This window comes from Burkholderia sp. HI2761, from assembly GCF_002223355.1.
Lineage (GTDB): Bacteria > Pseudomonadota > Gammaproteobacteria > Burkholderiales > Burkholderiaceae > Burkholderia.
Genome location: NZ_NKFN01000008.1, coordinates 16,461 through 39,185 on the forward strand (window position 1 = coordinate 16,461; position 22,725 = coordinate 39,185).

At 66.2% G+C, this 22,725-nt stretch carries 23 protein-coding genes and 1 pseudogene; 6 read left to right on the forward strand and 18 right to left on the reverse strand.

Annotation, left to right across the window (positions count from 1 at the left end):
* The first annotated feature begins 10 nt into the window (after positions 1-10).
* Together CFB46_RS30000 and CFB46_RS30005 are read left to right on the forward strand one after the other, a co-directional pair.
* A complete protein-coding gene (locus CFB46_RS30000; protein ID WP_027785891.1) occupies positions 11-796 on the forward strand; it encodes an outer membrane lipoprotein-sorting protein in 786 nt (261 codons plus the stop codon).
* Between the two features lie 3 nt (positions 797-799).
* Positions 800-2,062, forward strand: a complete 1,263-nt coding sequence (locus CFB46_RS30005) for a hypothetical protein (protein WP_027785892.1) — start codon at positions 800-802, stop codon at positions 2,060-2,062.
* A 191-nt stretch (positions 2,063-2,253) separates the two neighbouring features.
* On the opposite strand, the gene CFB46_RS30010 is transcribed toward CFB46_RS30005, so the two are convergent.
* Positions 2,254-2,787: a hypothetical protein gene (locus tag CFB46_RS30010; RefSeq protein WP_027785893.1), complete on the reverse strand. Its 534-nt coding sequence runs from the start codon at positions 2,785-2,787 to the stop codon at positions 2,254-2,256.
* 229 nt (positions 2,788-3,016) lie between these two features.
* Here CFB46_RS30010 and CFB46_RS30015 point away from each other — a divergent pair, with 229 nt between their 5' ends.
* Together CFB46_RS30015 and CFB46_RS30020 are read left to right on the forward strand one after the other, a co-directional pair.
* Positions 3,017-4,090: a sensor histidine kinase gene (locus CFB46_RS30015; RefSeq protein ID WP_034185496.1), complete on the forward strand. Its 1,074-nt coding sequence runs from the start codon at positions 3,017-3,019 to the stop codon at positions 4,088-4,090.
* Between the two features lies 1 nt (position 4,091).
* Positions 4,092-4,823, forward strand: a complete 732-nt coding sequence (locus CFB46_RS30020; protein ID WP_027785895.1) for a LytR/AlgR family response regulator transcription factor — start codon at positions 4,092-4,094, stop codon at positions 4,821-4,823.
* Between the two features lie 131 nt (positions 4,824-4,954).
* On the opposite strand, the gene CFB46_RS30025 is transcribed toward CFB46_RS30020, so the two are convergent.
* The 10 genes and pseudogenes from CFB46_RS30025 to CFB46_RS30070 form a co-directional block, all read right to left on the reverse strand.
* Positions 4,955-6,319: an FAD-dependent oxidoreductase gene (locus tag CFB46_RS30025; RefSeq protein ID WP_027785896.1), complete on the reverse strand. Its 1,365-nt coding sequence runs from the start codon at positions 6,317-6,319 to the stop codon at positions 4,955-4,957.
* Positions 6,320-6,378: 59 nt separating this feature from the next.
* Positions 6,379-7,200, reverse strand: a complete 822-nt coding sequence (locus CFB46_RS30030; RefSeq protein ID WP_089502420.1) for an alpha/beta fold hydrolase — start codon at positions 7,198-7,200, stop codon at positions 6,379-6,381.
* Positions 7,197-7,501, reverse strand: a pseudogene (locus tag CFB46_RS30035) (zinc-binding dehydrogenase); the annotation flags it as partial. The gene CFB46_RS30030 and the pseudogene CFB46_RS30035, both read right to left, overlap by 4 nt.
* A 66-nt stretch (positions 7,502-7,567) precedes the next feature.
* Entirely contained in the window at positions 7,568-8,422 is an 855-nt protein-coding gene (locus CFB46_RS30040; RefSeq protein WP_089502421.1) for an alpha/beta fold hydrolase, read from the reverse strand.
* Between the two features lie 44 nt (positions 8,423-8,466).
* Complete coding sequence (locus tag CFB46_RS30045) at positions 8,467-9,186, reverse strand: hypothetical protein (protein ID WP_027785900.1); 720 nt, start codon at positions 9,184-9,186, stop codon at positions 8,467-8,469.
* Positions 9,183-10,229, reverse strand: coding sequence for an alcohol dehydrogenase (locus CFB46_RS30050; protein ID WP_027785901.1), 1,047 nt, complete (start codon positions 10,227-10,229; stop codon positions 9,183-9,185). Before CFB46_RS30050 ends, CFB46_RS30045 begins: the two co-directional genes overlap by 4 nt.
* 10 nt (positions 10,230-10,239) lie before the next feature.
* The gene (locus CFB46_RS30055; RefSeq protein ID WP_027785902.1) at positions 10,240-10,959 is read right to left on the reverse strand and encodes a hypothetical protein; all 720 of its coding nucleotides are present in this window, start codon (positions 10,957-10,959) and stop codon (positions 10,240-10,242) included.
* A 98-nt stretch (positions 10,960-11,057) separates the two neighbouring features.
* A complete protein-coding gene (locus tag CFB46_RS30060) occupies positions 11,058-11,912 on the reverse strand; it encodes an alpha/beta fold hydrolase (RefSeq protein WP_027785903.1) in 855 nt (284 codons plus the stop codon).
* Positions 11,913-12,019: 107 nt separating this feature from the next.
* The gene (locus tag CFB46_RS30065; protein WP_230469151.1) at positions 12,020-12,346 is read right to left on the reverse strand and encodes a response regulator transcription factor; all 327 of its coding nucleotides are present in this window, start codon (positions 12,344-12,346) and stop codon (positions 12,020-12,022) included.
* Between the two features lie 180 nt (positions 12,347-12,526).
* Complete coding sequence (locus CFB46_RS30070; RefSeq protein ID WP_230469152.1) at positions 12,527-13,084, reverse strand: DUF3331 domain-containing protein; 558 nt, start codon at positions 13,082-13,084, stop codon at positions 12,527-12,529.
* A gap of 267 nt (positions 13,085-13,351) precedes the next feature.
* On the opposite strand from CFB46_RS30070, the gene CFB46_RS30075 reads away from it, so the two are divergent.
* The gene (locus tag CFB46_RS30075) at positions 13,352-14,593 is read left to right on the forward strand and encodes a sensor histidine kinase (protein WP_080681400.1); all 1,242 of its coding nucleotides are present in this window, start codon (positions 13,352-13,354) and stop codon (positions 14,591-14,593) included.
* Between the two features lie 260 nt (positions 14,594-14,853).
* Here the strand turns inward: CFB46_RS30075 and CFB46_RS30080 are convergent, their stop codons facing one another.
* From CFB46_RS30080 to CFB46_RS36650, 3 genes are all read right to left on the reverse strand, one after another.
* On the reverse strand, positions 14,854-15,495 hold the full coding sequence (locus tag CFB46_RS30080; RefSeq protein WP_027785907.1) for a response regulator transcription factor: 642 nt from the start codon (positions 15,493-15,495) through the stop codon (positions 14,854-14,856).
* A gap of 335 nt (positions 15,496-15,830) precedes the next feature.
* Positions 15,831-16,784, reverse strand: a complete 954-nt coding sequence (locus CFB46_RS30085; protein WP_027785908.1) for a GlxA family transcriptional regulator — start codon at positions 16,782-16,784, stop codon at positions 15,831-15,833.
* A 312-nt stretch (positions 16,785-17,096) separates the two neighbouring features.
* Entirely contained in the window at positions 17,097-17,231 is a 135-nt protein-coding gene (locus CFB46_RS36650) for a hypothetical protein (RefSeq protein ID WP_256980710.1), read from the reverse strand.
* A 275-nt stretch (positions 17,232-17,506) separates the two neighbouring features.
* Between CFB46_RS36650 and CFB46_RS30090 the strand changes: the two genes are divergently transcribed.
* Positions 17,507-18,691 carry a porin gene (locus CFB46_RS30090; RefSeq protein ID WP_027785909.1) on the forward strand — a complete coding sequence of 395 codons (1,185 nt, stop codon included), beginning with the start codon at positions 17,507-17,509 and terminating at the stop codon, positions 18,689-18,691.
* Between the two features lie 36 nt (positions 18,692-18,727).
* On the opposite strand, the gene CFB46_RS30095 is transcribed toward CFB46_RS30090, so the two are convergent.
* The 4 genes from CFB46_RS30095 to CFB46_RS30110 all read right to left on the reverse strand — a co-directional run bounded on the left by CFB46_RS30095 (position 18,728) and on the right by CFB46_RS30110 (position 22,675).
* Entirely contained in the window at positions 18,728-19,615 is an 888-nt protein-coding gene (locus CFB46_RS30095; protein WP_027785910.1) for an ABC transporter permease, read from the reverse strand.
* Complete coding sequence (locus CFB46_RS30100) at positions 19,612-20,601, reverse strand: ABC transporter ATP-binding protein (protein WP_027785911.1); 990 nt, start codon at positions 20,599-20,601, stop codon at positions 19,612-19,614. The genes CFB46_RS30095 and CFB46_RS30100 overlap by 4 nt, the downstream gene beginning before the upstream one ends.
* Positions 20,602-20,668: 67 nt before the next feature.
* The gene (locus CFB46_RS30105; protein WP_027785912.1) at positions 20,669-21,700 is read right to left on the reverse strand and encodes an ABC transporter substrate-binding protein; all 1,032 of its coding nucleotides are present in this window, start codon (positions 21,698-21,700) and stop codon (positions 20,669-20,671) included.
* A 48-nt stretch (positions 21,701-21,748) separates the two neighbouring features.
* Positions 21,749-22,675, reverse strand: a complete 927-nt coding sequence (locus tag CFB46_RS30110) for a TauD/TfdA dioxygenase family protein (protein WP_027785913.1) — start codon at positions 22,673-22,675, stop codon at positions 21,749-21,751.
* Positions 22,676-22,725: the final 50 nt, after the last annotated feature.

Sequence of the window (22,725 nt, forward strand, 5' to 3'; positions counted from 1 at the left end):
AGCCGCCACCATGAGATTCCCCATCCGGATCGTGCGCGCCGCCGCGATGCTGCTCGCGATCGCCGCCACCGCAGCGGCGGCGGCGGATCCGTCGGCGCAACAGCTGCTCGCGCAAAGCGACGCGGTGCGCAACCCCGACAAACCGTTCGGCCTGACGACGACGCTGCTCGAATTTCGCAACGGACAGCAGACGGACGCCGAGGTGCTGAAGATCTACTCGAAGGCGGACCCGGCAACCAGCCAGTTCCGCACGCTGGTGCAGTTCGTCGCCCCGGCCCGCGACGCGAACAAGCTGATGCTGAAGAACGGCAACGACCTGTGGTTCTACGATCCGTCGAGCCAGGCCAGCGTACGGATCTCGCCGCAGCAGCGCCTGCTCGGCCAGGCCGCGAACGGCGACGTCGTGACCGTCAACTGGGCAAACGACTACGATGCGTCGCTCGCGGGCGAGGAAAACGTGGCGGACGGCGAGCACCAGACTCGGCATTGCTACCGGCTGCGCCTGACGGCGCGCGCGCCGGACGTCACGTACCACGCGATCGATCTGTGGATCGCGAGCGATACGAAGCGGCCGGTCAAGGCACGCTTCTTCGCGGCGAGCGGCAGCGTGCTGAAAATCGCGTACTACCGGCACTACCAGGATCAGCTGGGCGCGGCGCGGCCGACGGAAACCGTCATCATCGACGGGCTCGATCCCGGCTGGGTCACGGTGATGCGCTACTCCGATTACGCGTGGCGCGACATTCCTGACGCATGGCTGCAGCGCGCGTACCTGTCCCGCTTCAAGGCCGACTAGACGATGGCGCGATCCCGGGTCGCGGTGCTGGTCTGCGCGGCGGGCCTCGCAGCCGCGCAGGCCGCGCTCGCGGCCGACGACGCGGACGGCGACGCGCTGCGGCTCGCCGACACGGCGACGGCGGCGCCCGTGATGCCGAGCAACTGGCGCGGCACGTTCGAGGCCGCCGCGGCGAACTACACGGCGGCAAGCCAGACCGCGCCCGTGGTGCTCAACGACAACGCGCGTATATCGAACACGCTGTCGTACGACGGCACGGCCGGCAACTGGCGGGCGATCGTTTCGAATCGCTTCGATGCGGGATGGCGTGCGGGCACGTCGCAGTACAACGCGGTCGACACGCTCAAGCAGGCCTACGTGAGCTGGCAGGCGGGCCCGAACGCGATCGTCGACGTCGGCCGCGTGAACCTGCGCGAAGGGGTTGCGTCGGGCTTCAATCCCACGGATTTCTTCAAGGCCGGCGCGCTGCGCTCGGTCGTGTCGATCGATCCCGAGAGCCTGCGCGAGAACCGGCTCGGCAGCGTGATGGCGCGCGGGCAACTGCTGTGGAGCGGCGGCTCCATGACCGCCCTGGTGTCGCCGCGGCTCGACACGCATCCGAACGATGCAACCTTCAATCCCGATCTCGGCGCGACGAACGCGCGCACCCGCTACATGCTGAGCGGGTCGCAGCGGCTGTTCGGCAACTTCTCGCCGCAGTGGCTGCTGTATGGCGGCGAAGGCATTGCGCCGCAGCTGGGGGTGAACGCCACCACGCTGATCGACGATGCAACGGTCGGGTTCCTCGAATACGCAATCGGTCGCGGCAGCGCGGTCGCCGATTTCTCGCAGGCCGAGTCGTCCTGGGCCTCGAAGCTCGCGACGGGCGTTACCCACACCTTCGCGAACAAACTGTCGCTGACGCTCGAGTACGACTACGACGGCGCCAGCGCGAGCGCCGCCGCGTGGCGGGCGCTGCAAAGCGATCCGTCGCGATACTGGCGCTATCGCGACACGGCGAGCATCGCGCAGGAGCTGATGACGCGGCGCTCGCTGTTCGTCTACGCATCGATGCCGGACGCCTTCGTCCAGCATCTGGGGCTGACCGCGATGGCGCGCTACAACCTCGACGACCATAGCTACTTCACGTGGCTCGAAGCGCGCTACCACTGGCCCCGCACCGACTTCGCCGTGCAATGGCAGAGCAACCACGGCTCGGCGCACAGCGTCTACGGCGCACAGGCGCAAAGCCAGATCGTGCAGGCGATCGCGACGTTCTTCTTTTGAACAGGGAAACGGGGCAAGCGTAGCCGCCGGCACGCATCATGCCAGACGCGCCCGGCGCGATGCGGCGGGCGCGGAAAATGGTGTGACGTCGGACGGGCCTCTATCATTCGGGAAAGGACGGCATGAACAACACTCGGCCCGCCGGAAATCGCGACGAACCGCGCCGTCCGCTCTCGCCGCCCCCGCCGCGCTCAGCGCGACTCGAGCGTAGACCCGCCGCCGTCCGCCGCCGCGCCGTTTGCGTGACGGATGCAGCGCGTCACCACGTTGATCGCACGTCCGAGCGGCATGCCGACGAGCCCGCCCCAGACCGCGAACGACAGGGACGCGAAGGCGCCGGTCGCCGCCCACGGCCGCGAGGTCGCGATCGCGTAATGAATGAACGTTTCGGCAACGAACGTCAGGAGCAGCGTGACCAGCAGGCTCGCGTCGCCCGGCAGGCGCACGAGCATGCCTTCCGGACCAGTCCTGAACTGCAGGCGCCAGCGGCTCGCGTGGAACCATCCGCCCGCCGTGCCGAACCCGAGCATCGCGAAGCCCGCCGCGTAGGTATCGGCGCCCGCCCCTGGAAACAGGTGGTCGAGGCTGGACAGGCCGAGACCGACGAACACGACCGGAAAAAGGATCGGACGGACGGGCCGGACTTCGCGCACGAAGCAGCGCTTCACGCCGATATAGACGAGCACGCAGAACAAGAAATAAACGTAGGCAGGGAAATGTGGCATGGGGGTACCTATCCGGGAGCGCCGCAACCAGCGGACATGTCGGCGACTATAGCGACCGGCCGGACCGCGCGCCGCGCTTTGCGATGAACGGTGGAAATCGACCGACGAACTGCCCTCAGGTCGGGCGAACGTCCGCGCGGGCCGCCGCACGCGCGTCCCGGCCGACCGCCGATAGCTACGCCGTCGCGAATTGCGCTAACATCTCCGCAATCCGCCCCCGCTCGCTGCCATGTCAAGCAAGCTGCTCGCATTCCTGTCGTCCGAACCCTACGTCGGCCCCGCGCATCGAGGCCGCTCGCTGCTGGGTCTTTTCTGTTTCAATTCGGCGGTCGGACTGATCTTCTGGGCGACGCGGCGCAACGAGGCGCTACTGCCCTACCTGGTCGTTGCGAACGGCATCGGTTTCAGCGCGACGCTGCTCGGCATCGCGATCGACAGGCTCGTGCGCGGCAAACTCGCGCTGGTGCCGAAGATTCTGATCGTCGCACCGGCGAGCGTATTCATCGGTTTCGAGGTCGCGGCCTCCACGGTCGGGCACGTCCCGCACCTGATCGGACATGCGGGCGTCAAGGTCTGGCTGGCGTACGGCTCCTCGTTCATCGTCGCCGGCGCCGCCTGCGCATTCGTCTCGGTGTTCGTACAGGCCGCACGCATGCGCACGTCGCTCGAGACGCAGCGGCGCGAGGCCGCCGAGGCGCGGCAAGCCGAAACGGCCGCGCGGCTCGCCCTGCTGCAGGCCCAGATCGAACCGCATTTCCTGTTCAATACGTTGGCCAACGTGCAGAGCCTGATCGAGCGCGATCCGGCCCGCGCCACGACGATGCTCGACAGCCTGAACCGCTATTTGCGCGCGAGCCTTGGGCGCACGCGCAAGGCCACCGCCACCCTGGGGGAAGAACTGGAACTGGTCGAGGCGCTGCTGAAGATCGCGACGATCCGGCTCGGCCAGGATCGCCTGCGTTATACGATCGCCGTGCCGGATGCACTGCGGGTTCTGCCTCTGTCACCCCTCCTGCTGCAGCCCCTCGTCGAGAATGCATTGCTGCACGGCATCGAGCCGTCGGTCGACGGCGGTGAAGTGTGCATTCGCGGGACGCGCGACGGCGACCTCCTCGTCCTGAGCGTGAGCGACACCGGCGTGGGGCTCGGTAACGGCAACACGAAGCTGCACGGCGGCGTGGGACTCGCGAACGTCCGCGCCCGGATGATCAGCCTTTATGGCGAGCGCGGCCGCGTGTCGGTCGGCACGAATGCCGACGCCATGCAGGGCGTGACCGCAACCTTGCAGATCCCTATCGCCTGATATGCCGACAGCCCTGATCGCCGACGATGAACCGAACCTGTCCGCCGAACTCGCCGCGCGCCTCGGTACGCTGTGGCCCGAACTCGAGATCGTCGGGATGCCGCGCAACGGCGTCGACGCGCTCGCCGAGCTGAATGCAAAGCGCCCCGATTTCGCATTCCTCGACATCCGGATGCCTGGTATCGACGGGCTGAAGATCGCGAGTCTCGTGCCGCACGTACACGTTGTATTCGTGACGTCCTACGACGAGTACGCGGTTCAGGCGTTCGACCAGTCGGCGATCGACTATCTGCTGAAACCCGTGACCGACGACCGCCTGCTCCGCTGCATCGTGAAACTGCAGCGCGGCGGCCCCGCACCGACCGACACCGCGCTGCTGGCAAGCACGCAGGAGCAGCGGGATACCGCGCCCATCCGGTGGCTGACCGTTGGCCTCCGGGACACGACCCGGCTCGTCTCGGTGGACGAGGTGCTGTATTTCCAGGCCGCGGACAAATACACGGAGGTCGTGACCGCGAGCGACCGGCACATCATCCGCACTCCCCTCAAGGAAATGCTCCCGCGGCTCGATAGCGCGCGTTTCGCGCAGGTGCATCGCGGCGTGATCGTCGCCTATGCAGCGATCGACCATATCGAACGCGACCTGCTTGGTCGCCAGCGCATCCATTTGCGCGGAAGTGGAGACGTTTTGCCGGTTAGCCGTGCTTGTGCGGGTCTCTTCAAGCAGATGTGATCGAATTATGCAAAGTCACATCCACCGCCTGCGCAATCCCGCGCTGTGCTGATCCGGCATGCGCGACGCAGCATCCGGCGCGCTTTCGGCGGGCCACCGCACGGTGGCCCCTTCTCCCCGCAGCGTCACACTCAACGCAACGTCGCGAACAGCAGGTTCAGTCCTTCCGAAACGATCGGGTGGCCGATGATCGCGTCGCGCACCGCCGTATACGGCAACCCGCCGAGCATCGCCATCTGGACGGCGGTCGTTACGTCTCCGGCGCCCGTGCCGATCATCGTGAACCCCAGAATCGCACCGGTGCCCGGGTCCACGAGTGCCTTCATGAAGCCCCGCGTGTTGCCGTCGGTGCGTGCCCGCGGTACGGACGCCATCGGAAGCTTCGCGACCTGGAAATCGATGTTTCGCGAAGTCGCATCGGTTTCGTTCAGCCCGATTCGACCGAGCTCCGGATCGATGAACAGCGCATAAGGGATGATGCGCTCCGCGGTGCTTGCCGGTCGGCCTTCGATACCGGCTTTCAGCACGCGGTAGTCGTCGAACGATGCATGCGTGAACATCGGCGTGCCCGCGACTTCGCCGATCGCCCACGTGCGTTCCGCGGTCGTCGCGAGTTGATGGTCGACCTTGATGAACCCTCGCTCGTTCGTCTCAACGCCGGCAAGATCGAGTCCGATGCCGGTAGTCTGCGGCGTGCGCCCGGTTGCGACCAGCAGGTGCGAGCCTTCGACGACGCGGCCGTCGGCCAGCCTCGCCGTGACACGCTCGCCGCTTTTCCCGCGCACGTCGACGAGTTTTGCAGCCAGTTCGAGCCGGATGCCGTCGTCGGTCAGCGCCTGCTGGATGACCGTACTGACATCGTCGTCTTCGCGCATCGCCACGCGCGGCGTATCGCTGACGAGGGTGACAGCGCTGCCGAGCCGCCGAAATGCCTGCGCCATCTCGAGCCCGATATAGCCGCCGCCGATGACGACGAGGTGCGCCGGAAGCGTCGCGAGGCGCAACGCCTCCACGTGTGTGAGCGGCTGCGCGTCCCTCAGGCCCGGCACGTCCGGGACCGACGCGACCGTGCCGGTGTTGATGTAGACGTTCTCGCCCTCGTAGATCGTTTCGGTCCCGTCGGCCGCGCGTACGGCGATGGCTCGCGGCGCGACGAACCGTCCGGTCCCGATCACCAGTTCGAGCCCCGACTGCGCGAATGCGCGGCGATTGACGTCGACCATCCCGTCCACGACCGACGCAACGTACGAGGAAACGGCGGCCATATCCGCGGTGACATCCGCCCGTTGCGCCGCTTCCCGCCATGCGTGCATCGCCCGCGCATGGTGAATCAATGCCTTGCTCGGGATGCACGCGACATTGATGCACGACCCGCCGATCATCCCCCGCTCGATCACCGCAACGCGCTTGCCTTGCCGGGCCATGTCCATCGCGAGTGATTTTCCACCCTTGCCGCCGCCCAGAAACAGGTATTCAACCCGTTTGACGTTTGCCATTCTGCTCTCCAGATTTCATTTGTTATCCCCAGCGCATACGAATCGTGCGCGTTCCCGCGTCACGACTGCAGGAACGCGAGCAGGTCCGCATTGACGCGATCGGCATCGACGACGCACATGCCGTGCGATGCGCCTTCGTAGACCTTCAACGTCGCATGTTTCACGATCCGCGCTGACAGCCGGCCTGTATTGTCGATCGGCACGATCTGGTCGTCGTCGCCGTGCAGGATCAGCGTGGGCACGTCGATCTTCTTCAGATCCTCCGTGTAGTCGACTTCCGAGAATTCGCGAATGCACTGGTACTGCCCATGGATGCCGCCCGTCATGCCCTGTGCCCAGAACGCATCGACGGTGCCCGCCGACACTTTCGCGTCCGGCCGGTTGAAACCGAAGAACGGCACCGCGAGATCGCGATAGAATTGCGAACGGTTCGCAGCCACGCCGCTGCGGATTCCGTCGAACACGTCGCGCGGCAAACCGCCCGGATAAGCGTCGGTTTTCAGCATGATCGGCGGCACGGCGCCGATCAGAACGGCTTTCGCGACGCGCTTCGTCCCGTGACGGCCGATGTAGCGCGCGACTTCGCCCCCGCCCGTCGAATGGCCGACCAGCGTCGCGTCGCGCACGTCGAGTGCATCGAGTAGCGACGCAAGGTCGTCGGCATACGTGTCCATGTCGTTGCCGGCGAACGGTTGCCCCGAGCGGCCGTGGCCGCGCCGGTCGTGTGCGATCACGCGGTAGCCGTGCTGCACGAGAAACAGCATCTGCGCGTCCCATGCATCGGCGTTCAGCGGCCAGCCGTGCGAGAAAACGACCGGGCGGCCGGTGCCCCAGTCCTTGTAGAAAATCTGCGTGCCGTCTTGGGTGGTGATGGTCGTCATGTTGGTTCAAATGGAGTGATGTCGAGATACGCTCGGAATCCTTCGAGCACGATCTTGCCCTTCGCGCGCCCTGCTTCTGTCAGTGCGCGCGCGCGCCGCACGTTCGCCGCATCGCTCTTGCCGAAATGCTCGCCGGCGGTGCCCTTGAGTACATCGTCGTCGATCAGCGCGGCCACGCGCGCGAGCAGCGCATGCTGACGGTCCCTGTCCTGCGTCCGGGACATCGAACGCGTGAACATGAATTCCAATGGAGCGAAATGGATTTGCGCTTCAGCGGCATCGCATCGAGCGTGTCGGGATCGGTACGCCGGCCCTGGCATAAACAACGGCTTTCATCTTCGGCTCCTTGACAGGGTGCACGAGGCGCTCAAGCGCCTCGCAGGAATTCCCGCACGTGCGACACATACGCCGGCGCGTACTGGAAGAGCGCCCCGTGACCGGAATTCGGGTAGACGATCAACGTCGCATCGGGCAAGCCTTTTGCGAGCACGAAACTGTTGGCGGTCGGAATCATGTGGTCGTCGTCGCCGTTGGTGACCAGAACGGGCTGCTTGATCCCGCTCAACTTGCCGGCCACGTCGCCGCTCCAGTTGGCCCACCCGATCATCGCCTGCAGTTGCGCGGATGCGACTTGCGGCCCGGCCGGCAAATCGCGCTCGGCGGTGCGCGCGTCGAGGCGATCGACGAACGCGGCCGCCGCTGCCTGGCCGACCGGCGTCGCCGGGAAAAACAGGCGCTTGAGCTTGTCGCTCATCGGCATCCCGCCGTCCGTATAGATCGCGAGCAGCTCCGGGCGGTCCATCCCGGCGCCCTCGCCGCCTTCGGGCGCGGTGCCGGACAGGATCATCCGCTCGACCAGTTCGGGCCGCGCGATCGCGATGTCCTGTGCGAGAAAGCCGCCGAGGGAAAATCCCAGGATGTGCAGCCTGCCGATCGAAAGCGCATCGACGAAGTGCAGCACGTGCTCCGCCATTTGCGCAATCGAGGTAGGCACCTCTCCGCCGGAACGGCCGACGCCGGCATTCTCGAACAGGATGATTTCGCGATCCCGCGCGAGCGCATCGACGATCGCGGGATCCCAGTTGTCGAGCGTGCCGGTGAAGTGCTGCAGGCAGAGCAGCGACCGCCCGCCACCTTCGTTGCCGAAACGGCGATACGCATAGCGCACGCCGGATGCGTCGACGTAGCGAGTCGGAGCAATGGATGATGCGATTTCGGTCATGGTTGGATCCTCGGTGGGCGCGCGCCGCGCGCCGCGGTTCGCTCTCAGCCGAGCGCGATGTCGTGCAGGTCGATCGATACGACGAGCGGTTCCGGTAGCGCGTGCCCGTCCGGCGTTCGCGGATAAATGCGGCGCTTCGTCGGGAAACGGATGCCGGACACGGTCGTGTAGTCGCTGACGTAATGCGCGCCGGGCGTGTTGCCGGCGATTTCGACGTCGTAGTCGAGACGGCGAATCAGGCCATCGGGCCCGACGTAGATCGTCTGCGTCTTGCTGAACACCTCGAGCGTATCCGGGTAGTGGACGCGAATCCTGCGCCACGGTTCGCCCTGCTCGTTCCAGATGCCGTCCTCTTCACAGCTCACGCCGTCCCACGCAAGCACGAACGGTGCGTTCAGATACGTCCACATCGCGCATCCGGCAAAGAATGCGAGCTGCAGCGCGTCCCAGCCCGTTTCCAGCGTATGTCCGTCGAACGACCGGCGCGGCTGCTCGCGCTCCGCCAGCACCCGCCCGGACGAATCGAGCAGTGCGATGCGCTTGCCCGTGAATTCGCTGCGCGCGGCCAATTCACCGACCGGCGCATGCGACGCCCATTGACGATCCGTCGCGACGGTGACGGTCGTGTCGTCCATCACGCCGGCGTGACCTTTGAGGCCCCACAGGGCGCCGCCCTGAACGAGGCGTGCGCGAACCTGCCGAAACTTGCGCCACTGGTCGAGCCCACCGTGGGCATCGATGACGGATTGAGCGATTGCGTTCATGCGGTAACTCCTGTGGGTGTGGAATTCATCGTCAGTACCGCGCGGAACCGGACGTCGGCGCGCATCATGCGGTCGTATGCCGCCTGCGCCTGCTCGAGCGGAAACGTCTCGATCATCGGCCGCACGTTCTGCAGCCGTGCGAACGCGAGCGTCTCTTCGTTGTCCGCCACGGTGCCGGTCAGCGCGCCGACGACGGAACGGCCGCCGAACACGAGGTCGACCGCATTCACCGCGATCGGCTCGCCCGGCACGGCGACGACGATCAGCTTGCCGCGCGCGGACAGCCCCGCGACGGTTTCCGCCATCCCGGAACCGGTCGGCGCCGTACCGAGCACGACTTTCGCACCGCCGATTGCACGCAGCGCGGCGGCGACGTCCTCGGTGCGAGCATCGATATAGCGATGCGCGCCGAGCTGCGCGGCAAGCGCGGCCTTGTCGGCGCCGCGCGCGATCGCGACGGTGTAGAACCCCATCCTGTTCGCGAACTGCACGGCAAGATGACCGAGGCCGCCCAGGCCGTGGATCGCCACCACGTCGCCCGGCCGCGCGTCGGCATTGCGCAGCGCATTGAACGTCGTGAGCCCCGCACAGAGCAGCGGCGCCGCTTCCGCCGCGTCGAGATCGTCAGGCACACGGACGAGGCCGCGCGCTTCGGCCAGCATGATCTCCGCGTAACCGCCGTCGGTCGTCATCCCGGTGATCACGGGGTTCTCGCAGTTCACGACATCGCCGTGCCGGCACGATGAACACGTACGGTCTTCGCCAGCCAGGAAGCCGACGCCGACGCGCTGGCCGACGTGCCAGCCTTCGACGCCATCGGCCACCGCATCGATGCGCCCGACGACCTCGTGGCCCGGCACGCGCGGCGGTGCGCCGTCCGGTGCCTGGCGTTCGACGGTCGCGCTGTCGGAGTGGCATACGCCGCAGGCTTCCACGCGGATGCGGACCTGCCCGAATGCCGGCTCGGGAATCGGCCGGTCGACCAGTTCCAGTTGCCCCGGCGCCTTGACTACCGCCGCGCGGTAGGTCGCTGAATGTGTCATGTTGTCCTCGTTATTCGAAACGGAAGTTCGACAGATCGACGCCGACGATCAGCGGCGCCGGCAGAGCCAGGTTCTCCGCGGTACGCGGATAAATGCGAAAACGCGTCGGCATGCGGATGCCCTGCACCTCGACGTAATCGCCGAGATATCGGGCCGCTGCGTTGCGCCCCTGAATGTCGACCTCGTAGTCGTGCCGGCGCAGCAGTCCGTCGGCGTCGAAGTAGAACGTCTGCACCGCGCTGTGCGTCGCGATCTCCGCCGGAAACTCGACGCGCAAGCGCCGCCATGGCAATCCGTCGACGACCCACGGCTCGATTTCCCGGCTCTTCACGCCGCTGTGCCGCAGCAGAAACGGCGAGGTCAGATACGTCCACATCGTGTAGCCGGCAAAGTAGGCCAGCTGCGCATTCGACCACGGGGTGTCCATTTCGTAGCCGTCGAACGATGCGCGAGGCGCGTCGAGCGCATCGACCACGCTGTCGTCCGGCCGCCGGATCTCGACACGTGAAGGCGTATAGATCGAGTGATCCGTCGTCGGCGCGAACGGCGCGTGCGACACCTGTTGCTCGTGCAACTGCACCGTCACGCGCGAATCGGTCAGCACGCCGTCGCGCTGCTTCAGCGACCAGATCACGCCCGTGTGGTGCAACTGCGCGGATACGCTGCGAAAGCTCATGAAGCGCTCCATGCCGCCTGCCGCGCGAATCGCAAACTCAACCAGATCTTCCATTTGTAATCCTGATCAATTCGACAATATCTTCTTCAATTCTTCAGAGCAGGGTTCGATCGGCGGCGTGCTGCCGCGCCCCTTCTCTTTCGCGTGTGCGATCAGCCGGCGTCTGCGCCGACGAACGCCGCGATATGTTTGGCGCAAACCACCGGATACTCGAGTTGCGGCCCGTGCCCGGTGCGCGGCAGCGTCACGAGATGCAGCGTCGGAAGCTGACCGTTGAGCGCATACCAGTTCTCCACCGGAAACACGATGTCGTGATCGCCGCCGACATGAAGAACCGGTATCGACGTCGACCTCAGCGCGTCGAGCACGGCGTCGACCGGGAACGCCGGGTTTCGCGGGCCGTCGCCGACCTGCTGCCCCGCCCATTCGACCGGCACGGCCGGGCTCTGATCGACCGTGCGTTGCGCGAGCCGCGCCGCGGCCTGCTCGGCCGCCGCGCGGCTCGCGGGCGAGGTCGGCTCGAAAAACAGCGTGACGAAATCGTCGAAGTCGTTTTCGCGCTTTGCCATCGTGTAGAACAGCTGCTCGCCGGGCTTGACCAGTCGACCCGGCGGCGTGGTCGCGATCAGAACCGCATGCGTGACGAGCTGCGGCGCCTTCGCGAGCACGATCTGAGCGGCCATTCCGCCGACCGACCATCCGCCGATGACGACGTTCTCCAGCTTCAGACCGACGATCAGGTCGATCGCGTCCTTCGCGAGCGACGCGGGGTGGTAAGTGCGCTCGCCGGTCGATTGCCCGAGCCCGCTGTAGTCGAAAATCGTGACCTGGAACCCCTGTTCGACGAGGCTGTCGAGGAACAGCGGATCCCACGTGTCCATGGTTCCGCGAAAGCGCACGCACAGCACGATCGGCGTTCCGCTGCCGAAGGTGCGGTACGCGAGGCGTCGCCCGTCGACGTCGACGAACTGCGTTCTCGCGCCGAGGCTCGGTGTATCGTTTGCCATAACTTCTCCCGTCGTTTGAAAACGAAACCTTGTGGTGGAAACGCGCAATCGCGATGACGCGTCCCAAACGCGACGTTGTCGTACGCGTATGCCTCCATGCCGCGCCGTCAGCATCCGGTGAGCGCCCGCATCACCCACTGCACGAGTTCCCGCGGATCGAACGGCTTCTCGAGCACGCACAATGCACCGAGCCGTCTCGCTTCGAGCATGCGGCGCGCGCTCGGGTGCGCGGTCACGAAGACGATCGGCACGTCGCAACACCCTGCGCGCAGTACGGCCAGCAACTCGATGCCCGACATGCCGGACATCTGGATATCGCACACGATGCAGTGGGACGGCGCGCTCCCGTCGTGCTCGAGAAACGCTTCGGCCGATGCGTACAGCCTCACGCGGACACCCATCGAGCGCACGAGCGATTCCAGCGACTGTCTCATCGCCATTTCATCGTCGATGATGCAAACCGTCTTGTCGTGCACAGCGTGTCTCGCGTGATGCCACGCTCGCCGGCGGCGCCGGGAACGCAACAGGATTCCGGACAGCGTATCCGTCGCACCCTGTGCCGGCAATCATGCCGAGGTATGGCTCCGCCCATACCCACCGCGCCCGCCCGCGCTTCACTCGTCGCTGGCATCGTGCGACGACCTCGAAGCGACGGCGGCCGCATGAATCATCCGGTCCCAGTTGCACGGAACGGTGCGGCCGCGCCCTTGCGGCCGATACACGCGATCGCCGCAATGGATCGGCATGCCGGTCAGTACGCAGCGTGATGCGGTTCGCGCGGTCACGCACCGCCAAACCTGTTCGCCGAAATGTCCGGATCTCGGATCGCTCCAGCGCACACTGACCGACGTATCGGACAAAATCTCGACGATCCTGACTCGGGCGGCCGCCGGCGCCGCCACCCCGCTCGCACCGTCGCCGCGCGCAATACGCACGCGCCGCATCCGCCGGCCTGCCGCGCCTGCCGGACCGTCGCGCGTGCCGGGCAGTCTCGACGGATCGAGCAAGCGCATCAGCGCACCTTCGAACACATCGTCGTAAGCAAACCCAGGCTGTGCCATATCTACCGTTCCTCTCGCATCGGACGCGCAGTGGTGCGCGCAACGTGCGCACGCCGTCGAAACCGCGAAGGTCGAGCCTGTTCGAGTTCCGGCGCGATACGCTTCGCTCACGTTGAAACCGAGTCTATTCGAACGACTTCCCGCCATCCATCAGCCTGTGGTCGATGCTCCCCCATACCAAGGTTTGCACCGCGACGTCGCCCCTCCATGCGCTTCGGCCGCGCCCCCTGTCACGCCAAGCGAGACGCGACGTTCTGCCTTATAGTTGCAACTGCTTCGAGGGCGGACGCAACGCTTCGTTCGTCGCCCCGCTCCTTTACCGCCGGCTCTCCGGTTTCGCTCGCAGTGCGCGAGCCTCAGCGCGAACATCAGGTCTCCATGTCCACGTCCCCAGCCCTCGCGCTCGATCCACTCCCGGGCGCCCATCCCGCGGACAGCGAGCTTTTTCAGTCGGCGCCGATACCGATCCTGATCGAGGACTGGTCGCGCATTTATCGGGCGGTGAAAGAATTGCGGAAGTCGGGCGTCGTCGATATCGACCGCTATTTCGACGAGCATTCGCAGGCCGTCTCCGACCTTCACGCGCTGCGCGCATTGGTCGCCGCCAACGATGCGGTGGTGACGCTGCTGGAAGCGGAATCGACAACGCATTTCCTCGAACACGCGGCGGTGTTGTTGCCGGCCGACCGGCTCTGCAACAACGCGGTGCTGCGCGCGATCTACGAAGATCGCCCGACCTGCCAGGGCGAACACACGTTGGTGACCCTCAAGGGTCGCAGTGTGCCGATCGTGTGGCGCTGTTCGCTGCCGAAGAACGAGGACGGTTACCGGCGGCTGCATTTCTACGCGTTCGACGTGACCGAGCAGAAGGAAAACGCCGACAGGCTCGACGCGTTGCGGGCGGAGGCCGCGCGCGCGGCGCGCGTTTCGCTGTTCGGCGAGATGTCGGCGTCGATATTGCATGAGGTCAGTCAGCCGCTGTCGGCCGTGGGCTCATCGGCCGAGGCCGCGTTGCGCTGGCTGGCACGCGACGAGCCCGACATCGACGAGGCCAAGGCCGCAATCGCCTGCGCCGCTCGCTGGGCGCGCGATGCGACCGAGATATGCCGCAAGATTCGCGGCTTCATCGGTAAAGCGCCTGTCCAGTTCGTCGAATTCGCGGCGTCGGAGGCCGTGCATGCCGCGCTGTTCCTGATCACGCCCGAAGCCGGTGCAAAGGGCGTTCGCATCGACCTTGAGATCGATCCGGACGCGCGCGTATTCGCCGACCCGGTTCAAATCCAGCAGGTTCTCGCGAATCTGCTGCTGAACGGCATCCAGGCAATCGATATCGGCCCGTCGCGCGAGCGTACGCTGACCGTGTCGGTCACCGCGAGCGCGGAAGAGGTCGTGTTCGACGTGCGCGATACAGGGCCGGGGGTCGAACAGGCAGCGATCGAACAGCTTTTCCAGCCGTTCTTCACGAGCAAGCGCGACGGCATGGGAATGGGCCTGACCGTCGCACGCTCGATCGTCGACGCGCACAACGGCCGGATCTGGGCCCGCGGCGAACCGGGAACGGGGTGCGCCTTCTCGTTCGCCCTTCCCGCGCGCCGGGGCGCTGGTGCCGTGGCCGCTTGATCGCGCTGGGCATGTGTCACGCCTCCGGTCGAGCGCTTCAGTACGCTGCGAGCATGGCGTGCGCGACGATCGCGGAACGGCGTGCGAACGTCGCATATCGCACGCCGGCAGGCCGTGACCGGATCAAGTCACGAACTCCCGCTCCGACGAAGGGCTCGACACCGCCGCACACGCCGCGGCGAACCTCGCCGCCCGACGCGTCGCGAGTATTTCGCGAGGATCGGCGTGCCGGTGGGACGCGCACCGCACGCCGCGCGCCGCTAACGGGCGGCCGACAGCTGCACGCCGATCGCTTGCGACTTGCGCACGAGGTCCGCCAACGATGAAGCATTCATCTTGCGCATCACTGACGCGCGATGCTGCTTGATCGTGATCAGACTCAACCCGAGGTGCGAAGCAATCTGTTTGTTCAACGCGCCGCCCACCACGTATGCGAGCACTTCCCGCTCGCGGCGCGTGAGCTGCTCGAACGACTGTTGCAGTCGCTGGCGCGTGCAGTCGTGCGTACGCCGTGCCGCATCGAGCGATAGCGCGAGGTTCACGGCGTCGATCAATTCCTGATCCGTGAAGGGCTTCACCAGGAAATCGACCGCCCCGCCCTTCAGCGCCTTGCGGCACATGTCGACGTCGGCGAAGCCGGTGATGACGACGATCGGGACCGGCGGCCGGTCGGTGGCCTGCTGGAACACCAGCCCGCTCTCTCCGCGCAGCCTCACGTCGAGCAGCAGGCAGCTCGACGTGTCTTCCAATTGCGCCGCGCGCAACTCCGCGGTGCTCGCGAACGTCACGACGCGCAGGCCCATCGAGCGCAACAGCGTATCGAGCGACGCGCGCATCGCGGAATCGTCGTCGACGATGTACACGACGGGCGTCGAATCGTCTTTCGTCGCTACGACTGACATATCGTGGGTTTCAACCGTCCATTCAATTATGGTTCATCGCCGCGGACGAATTCCGCGACGGATGCCGAACCCGGGTGCGCCCAAGGCGGCGTGTCACCGACCTTCGATACGCACGGCTGCGGTGCACGAAGCGCCGCACGCGAACCGGTACGCGGCGCGCATGGGTATCCGTGCCGGCTGGTGGCACACGCTCCGTTGAGCCGACATCCTCGGCCGACGCATCCCGGAACCGATGCCATCCGGACAGCGATCATTCTAGGGGGGAAAAATGCGCGCGGAGGGACGCAGTTCCCTCGTTTCGTGCCATGCTGGGCACGGCTGCGCATGCGAACGCTTCAGTCGGCGCCCGTGGGTTCGAGCTTGCGCCCTCGCCGCATCGCCTGCGGCGGCTGCCCGAATGCGCGCAGGAACGACCGCCTCATGCGTTCCGGGTCCGCATATCCGGTTTCGCGCGCGATCGTATCGATCGTCCATGACGAACTCGTCACGAAATCCCTCGCTGTTTCCAGCCTGATGCGCTCGACCGCCTTTGCCGGCGTCAGGCCCGTTTCATCCTTGAAGCGACGCGTAAACTGGCGCTTGCTCATTCTCGCCACGTCGGCCAGTTTTTCGACACTCAGTTCGGTGCCGAGATTCTCCCGAATGTGTGTGATGACGTCGTGGATCCGGTTGGTGCGTGCGGGATGCTCGAGCAGTACCGATGTTTGCGGCTGCGATCCCGAACGCCGCCAGCGCTCGAGCACAAGATCCCTTGCGACCTCCAGCGCGGCATCCGGTCCGAGGTCTTCCTCGAGCATCGCAAGCGCCATGTCGATGGCGGTACTCATGCCGGCGGAACTCCATACATTGCCGTCGCGCACGAAGATGCAATCCTTCTCCACCGTCACTGCCGGATAGCCATCCCTGAACCGGTCGACGAACGCCCAGTGAGTCGTGGCACGACGCCCATCGAGCAATCCCGCCTCGGCCAGCAGAAACGCGCCGAGGCAAATCGACGCCATCCGCTCGACTTTTCCCGACAGATCGAGCAACAACTCGCGCATCCCGTCCGTGAGCGGGGGCTTCGACAGCGATGCGCCGACGAATACGGTGTGCAGATCCGACGTCTGTGCCGGCTTGGTCGACGCGTACATGCCGAACGACGCTTCGACCGGCCCGCCGTCTTCCGAAATGACGCTGACTTCGTACAGAGAACGCCCGGCCCGGAGATTGGCGATATCGAACACCGATAACGCGAGTAAGCTCATCACCTGGAACTGGGGGACGAGGACAAGCCCAATGCGACGCATACTGACCTCACGCGAATCGGCGCCGACGGCGGGCACCGGCGGCGCCGCGACAAACGAGAAAATGGGCATGCAGCGGGGATGGCGGCATGCCTACCGGCACGCTGGTGATGCTACAAGATTTTCGCGGCGAGAGCGCATGGTCGGATCGTTCCGCGCGCGTGTCACGCGACGAGCCGCACCGACGTTCATTTGGCGGGCCCCTCTCCGGTCGGCTTGCCATTGTTCCCTGTCGTTCACCGGCCGCCTGTGGCGATAGCCAATTCGGGCCGCTGCGCCTCCGAACAACCCGGTGAAACCGGACGCCGGCAAGCGTCAACCGATCCGACTATGGATGCCGCCGCCGGAATTTTCGACGTCGGTCTCGTCAGGAACAACGTCTTTGCGCGCAGCCCGTGCTTCGAGATGGACGAGCAGCGCCGCCACGCTGTTGCGTAAACGCATCGTCATGCGGACGACGGGTATTGCGCATATCGAACGATTTCATCGATCGATATGACCGCACAGATGCATTTCCGGCGAGCGGCGTTCGCGGTCCGCGCGATGCGTTCGCCGCAGCAGGCGTGCCGGACGCGGTCGCGGCGCGCATGTCGGGCCGGCGACGACGCACATTGCAAATCGGCCGCACAGCGATTTACAAACCACGGATCGGCCGTTCATCGGCGCGTTCGTCGTCAATAGCATCGTGATCCTCATCAACGTACTGACAAAAACAGAGGATGGTCATGATCAAAAAAACGGTGGCGCTGGGTTTGGTTTCGATCGGTTCGGTCAGCGCGCATGCGCAGAGTTCGGTGACGTTGTACGGCGTGGTCGACGCCGGCATCGCATATACGAACAACCAGGGCGGCGCGAGCAACATCCAGCAGACGAGCGGCAAGCTGAGCGGCAGCCGCTGGGGCCTCAAAGGCGCGGAGGATCTTGGCGGCGGCCTGCAGGCGGTCTTCACGCTCGAAAGCGGGTTCCGGCCGAGCGACGGCGGGCTCGGCCAGGGCGGCCGCCTGTTCGGCCGGTCCGCCTACGTGGGCCTCGGCAAGCAAGGCCTCGGCACGCTGACGTTCGGCCGTCAGTACGAGCCGATCACCGATCTCGTCGCGCAGTACTCGGGGTCGGGCTTCTGGTCGCCGGCCACGCACGTGGGCGACAACGACAACATGAACCAGAGCTTCCGGCTGAACAACGCGGTGAAGTTCCGCAGCGACACGATCGCCGGCTTCACGGCCGACCTGCTCTATGCATTCAGCAACCAGGCCAATGGCGGCGCGGGCACCGGATTCTCGAACAACAACGCGTGGGGTGCATCGGCGAATTACGTGAGCGGCCCGCTGTCGATCGGCGGCGGCTATGTGCGATTCAACCATCCGAATGCGACGTCGAATACGAGCGGCGCGGTGGGCGGCGCGACCTCGACCACCGGCAACGACTACAGCGGCGCATTCTTTTACGGGCTGAACGGCGGCGTACTGAAGCAGCAGATCGGCGCGGTGGGCGCGAACTACGCGCTCGGTCGCGCGACGCTCGGCTTCGCATGGAGCCACACGCAGCTCGACTATCTCGACGGCTCGTCGCGCAAGTTCAACAACTACGACGTGAACGCGCGCTACCAGATCACGCCGGCGGCCACGTTGATCGGCGTCTATACGTTTACCGACGGGCGCGCGAGCAACCTGCCGGGCACGAGCGGCCAGACGCTGAAGCCGCGCTGGCACCAGTTCACGCTCGGGTTCGACTATGCGTTGTCGAAGCGCACCGATATCTATGTGTCGGGCATCTACCAGCTCGCGGCCGGCGACGCGAGCACTGCAACGTCGGGCGGCTATCGCAAGATCGCGTCGATCTCGAACATCGGCAGCGCGTCGTCGACGAACCGCCAGCTTGCGTTCGTCAGCGGGTTGCGCGTGAAGTTCTGAAGGGTCCTGACGGCACCTGTATCGCGCCCGTGCGCGTCAATGCTGGATGCCCCAGCGTCGCACGGTCGCGCGTTCGAGCGTGTCGAACACGAGGTTCTCGACCAGCAGCCCGATCACGATGACGGCCGCAAGGCCCGCGAACACGCGATCCGTATACAGCTCGTTGCGGTTCTGGAAGATATACCAGCCGAGGCCGCCCTGCCCCGCACTCGCGCCGAACACGAGTTCGGCCGCGATCAGCGTGCGCCATGCGAAGGCCCAGCCGACGCGCAGGCCCGACAGGATCGACGGCAGCGCGGCCGGCACGAGGATCAGCGCGATCTGGCGCAGCCCCGTGAGCCCGTAGTTGCGCCCGGCCATTTTCAGCGTGGCGGGCACGCCGGCAAAGCCGGTATACATGCTGAGCGCGAGCGGCCACAGCACCGCATGCACGAGCACGAACAGCAGGCTGCCGGTGCCGAGCCCGAACCACAGCAGCGCGATCGGCAGCAACGCGATCGACGGCAGCGGATTGAACATCGACGTGAGCATCGTCAGTAGATCGCGGCCGATGCGCGTGGATACCGCAAGCGACGTCAGCGCGAACGCCAGCAGCACGCCCAGCGCATAGCCGCGCAGCAGCACCGACATCGAGATGCCGGTCTTGACCAGCAGTTCGCCCGACTCGATGCCTTGCACGAACGCGGCCAGCGTCGCGCCGAAGGTCGGGACGAGCAGATCGTTCGCGACGATGCGCGCGACGATCTCCCATGCGGCGATCAGCACGAGCGCGATGACGCTGCGGCGAAACCATGCGGCGCCGGCGATGCGGCGCGGCAGCGGCGGCGGCACCGCGCGCTCGGCGTCGGGCGGCGCGTCGAGCGTGCACGTGTATTCGGCACGCACGGGCGGCAGCGGCGGCAGGACCGGGTCGAGCGTACTCATGATGCGGCGTCCTCCGTCGTCGGTACGTGGGCGGTATCGGTGTCGAACAGCAGGCGGTGGATCCGCGCGACGTTGTCGCGGAAGTCGCCGGTGTCGACGTTGTCGAGCGAATGCTCGTGACTGTTGAGCTCCGCGCGCACGCGGCCCGGATGCGGCGACAGCAGCAGAATCCGGTTGCCGACCACGAGCGCCTCCTCGATCGAATGCGTGACGAACAGCAGCGTGAAGCGGAATTCGTCCCACAGCCGCAGCAGTTCCTCCTGCATCTTGCGGCGCGTGAGCGCGTCGAGCGCGGCGAACGGCTCATCCATCAACAGCACGCGCGGCTGCATCGCAAGCGCCCGTGCAATCGCGACGCGCTGTTTCATGCCGCCCGACAGCGTATGCGGATAGGCGTCGGCAAACGTGCCGAGGCCAACCTTGTCGAGATAGTGCAGCGCGCGCTCGCGTGCTTCGGCGCGCGACAGCTTCGCGGCGGCGCGCAACGGAAACGCAACGTTCTCGACGACCGTCTTCCACGGCGGCAACTGGTCGAATTCCTGGAACACGACGATGCGGTCGGGCCCCGGCCCGCGTACCGGCCGGCCGTCGAGCGCGATCGAACCCGAGACGGGCTCGATGAAGCCGGCGATCGCCTTGAGCAGCGTCGACTTCCCGCACCCCGACGGGCCGAGCAGCACGAAGCGGTCGCTGCCGTACACGTCGAAGCTCACCTGATGCGTCGCGCGAACGATCCGCGCGCCGCTGCGGTATTCGAGGCTGACCTGGTCGATGGCCAGCAGGCGTTCGCTGTGTGCGCCAGCGGGCGCGGCGTTCGCCGCGGGCCGGCCGGCGGCACGTGTATCGGGTGCGGCGGATGCGGCCGGCGTCGCGCCGCCACGCGCCGCATACGGCGGCAACCAGGTTCGGGGAGAAGTGGCGTTCACGATCGAATCTCTTGCGGGAAAAGCGTCAACATACGGCTGGGCATCGTGCGGACCAACCATCGATTGCGCATATCGAAACCGCGCCGACGCATAAGCGTCGATCGCGGCGTCGCTGCATCGGCGCCGCTCAACTGCCGTCGGCCGTCGCGGAATCGTCGAAGAAGTAGTCGCGCCACGACTTCGGTTCGTTGCGGATCGCGCCGGTGCGATGCATGAACTGCGCGAGCGGCAGCGTATTCTGCGGCGCTGTCTTGAACTGCACCTGCGGATTGCGCAGGATCTTCAGCAGCAGCGCGCGATCGATCTTCGACGCGTTCACACGAATATAGGTATCGGCCGCGCGCTCCGGATCGGCCGCGATCTGCCGGGCGGCGTCGGCCAGCGCGGCGACGAACGCGCGGTAGGTCTTCGGGTTGTCGTCGCGGAATTTCTCGGTCGCGTACAGCACCGTCGCGGAGCTCGGGCCGCCGAGCACGTCGTACGAATTCAGCACGACGTGCGCGTTCGGATTGCCGGCGAGCTCCTGTTCCTGGAACGGCGGATTGCCGAAGTGACCGGTGATCACGTTGCTGTTCGCGAGAATCGCCGCCGTCGCATCGGGATGCGGAATCGCCTGCGTGAGCGCGTCGAGCTTGTCGAACTGCTTGTCGCCCCACTGCTTCGCGGCCGCGTACTGCAGCACGCGCGACTGCACCGACACGCCGACCGCCGGCACCGCGATCCGGTCCTTCGCGCTCAGGTCGGCGATCGTCTTCACGTTCGGGTTGCTGCTCACGAGGTAGTACGGAAAATTGCCGAGCGACGCGACGCCCTTCACGTTCTGCCGGCCGCGCGTGCGGTCCCACACGGTCAAGAGCGGGCCGACGCCCGCGCCCGCGACGTCCACCGCGCCGGACAGCAGTGCATCGTTCACGGCCGCACCGCCCGACAGCCGCACCCAGTCGACCTTGATGTCGAGGCCCGCCTTGCGCCCTTCCTTCTCGATCAGTTGCTGGTCGCGCGCGACGTTCAGCATCAGATAGACGACGCCGAACTGCTCGGCGATGCGGATGCGGCCCTCCGCGTGCGCGGCTTGCGGGATCGCCGCGCCCGCGAAGGCGAGCGCGGCGGTGAGCGTGGCCGCCAGCGCGCGACGCGCCGGCAAAAGCGAAAACGACATCGGAACTCCGGTCGGGAAGAGACGAAAAAGAATGACGCGGCGCGCGGCTCAGAAAGGCGCGTCGCCTTCGATCGTCGTGCGGTACAGCTTGCGGCGCAGATGGTCGGGCGTGCCGGCGGCGAGATGCATCAGCGAACGGTTGTCCCAGAACACCAGGTCGTGGTCGCGCCATGCGTGTCGATACAGGTGCTCGGCGCGCACGCTGTGCGCGAACAATTCGTCGAGCAGCGCGCGGCTTTCGTCGTCCGGCAGCCCGACGATGCGCGTCGTGAAATGCTCGCTGACGAAGAGCGCCTTGCGGCCGGTTTCCGGATGCGTGCGCACGACCGGATGAACGACCGCCGCGACCTGCGCGATCTGCTCGGGCGACAGGTTGGGCCGCCATGGGCTGCGCGCCTGCAATTCCGCATAGCGCGCGAGATACGTATGCTCCGCGCGCCGCCCTTCGACCGCGCGGCGCAGATGGGCCGGCAGCGTATCCCACGCGAGATGCATGTTCGCGAACAGCGTGTCGCCGCCTTCCGCCGGCAGTTCCTGCGCGTGCAGCAGCGAGCCGAGGCTCGGCTTTTCCTTGTACGACAGGTCGGAATGCCAGAAATGGCCGGCGTCGCCGAGCCCGACCGGTTTGCCGTTCTCGACGATGTTCGACACGATCAGCACTTCCGGGTGGCCGGCCAGCGCGAACTGGTGCAGCACGTGAATCTGCAGCGGTCCGAAGCGGCGGCTGAACGCGATGTGCTCGTCCGGCGTGATGCGCTGGTCGCGAAATACCAGCACGTGGTGATCGAGATGCGCACGATGGATGCGCGCGAAATCGTCGGCGTCGAGCGGTTTCGACAGGTCGAGGCCGATCACTTCGGCGCCGAGCGGCGCGTCGAACGGCACGATGTCGAAGTGCTGCGCCGCGCCGTCCGGCCGCAAGGCGGGATGCCCGGCGGAAAGCGTTGCGGCGTCGCGGATGGCGGTAGTCGTCACGGCACGGCTCCTGATTCGGTCAAAACGCGAATCTACGAGGGCGTGCCGGC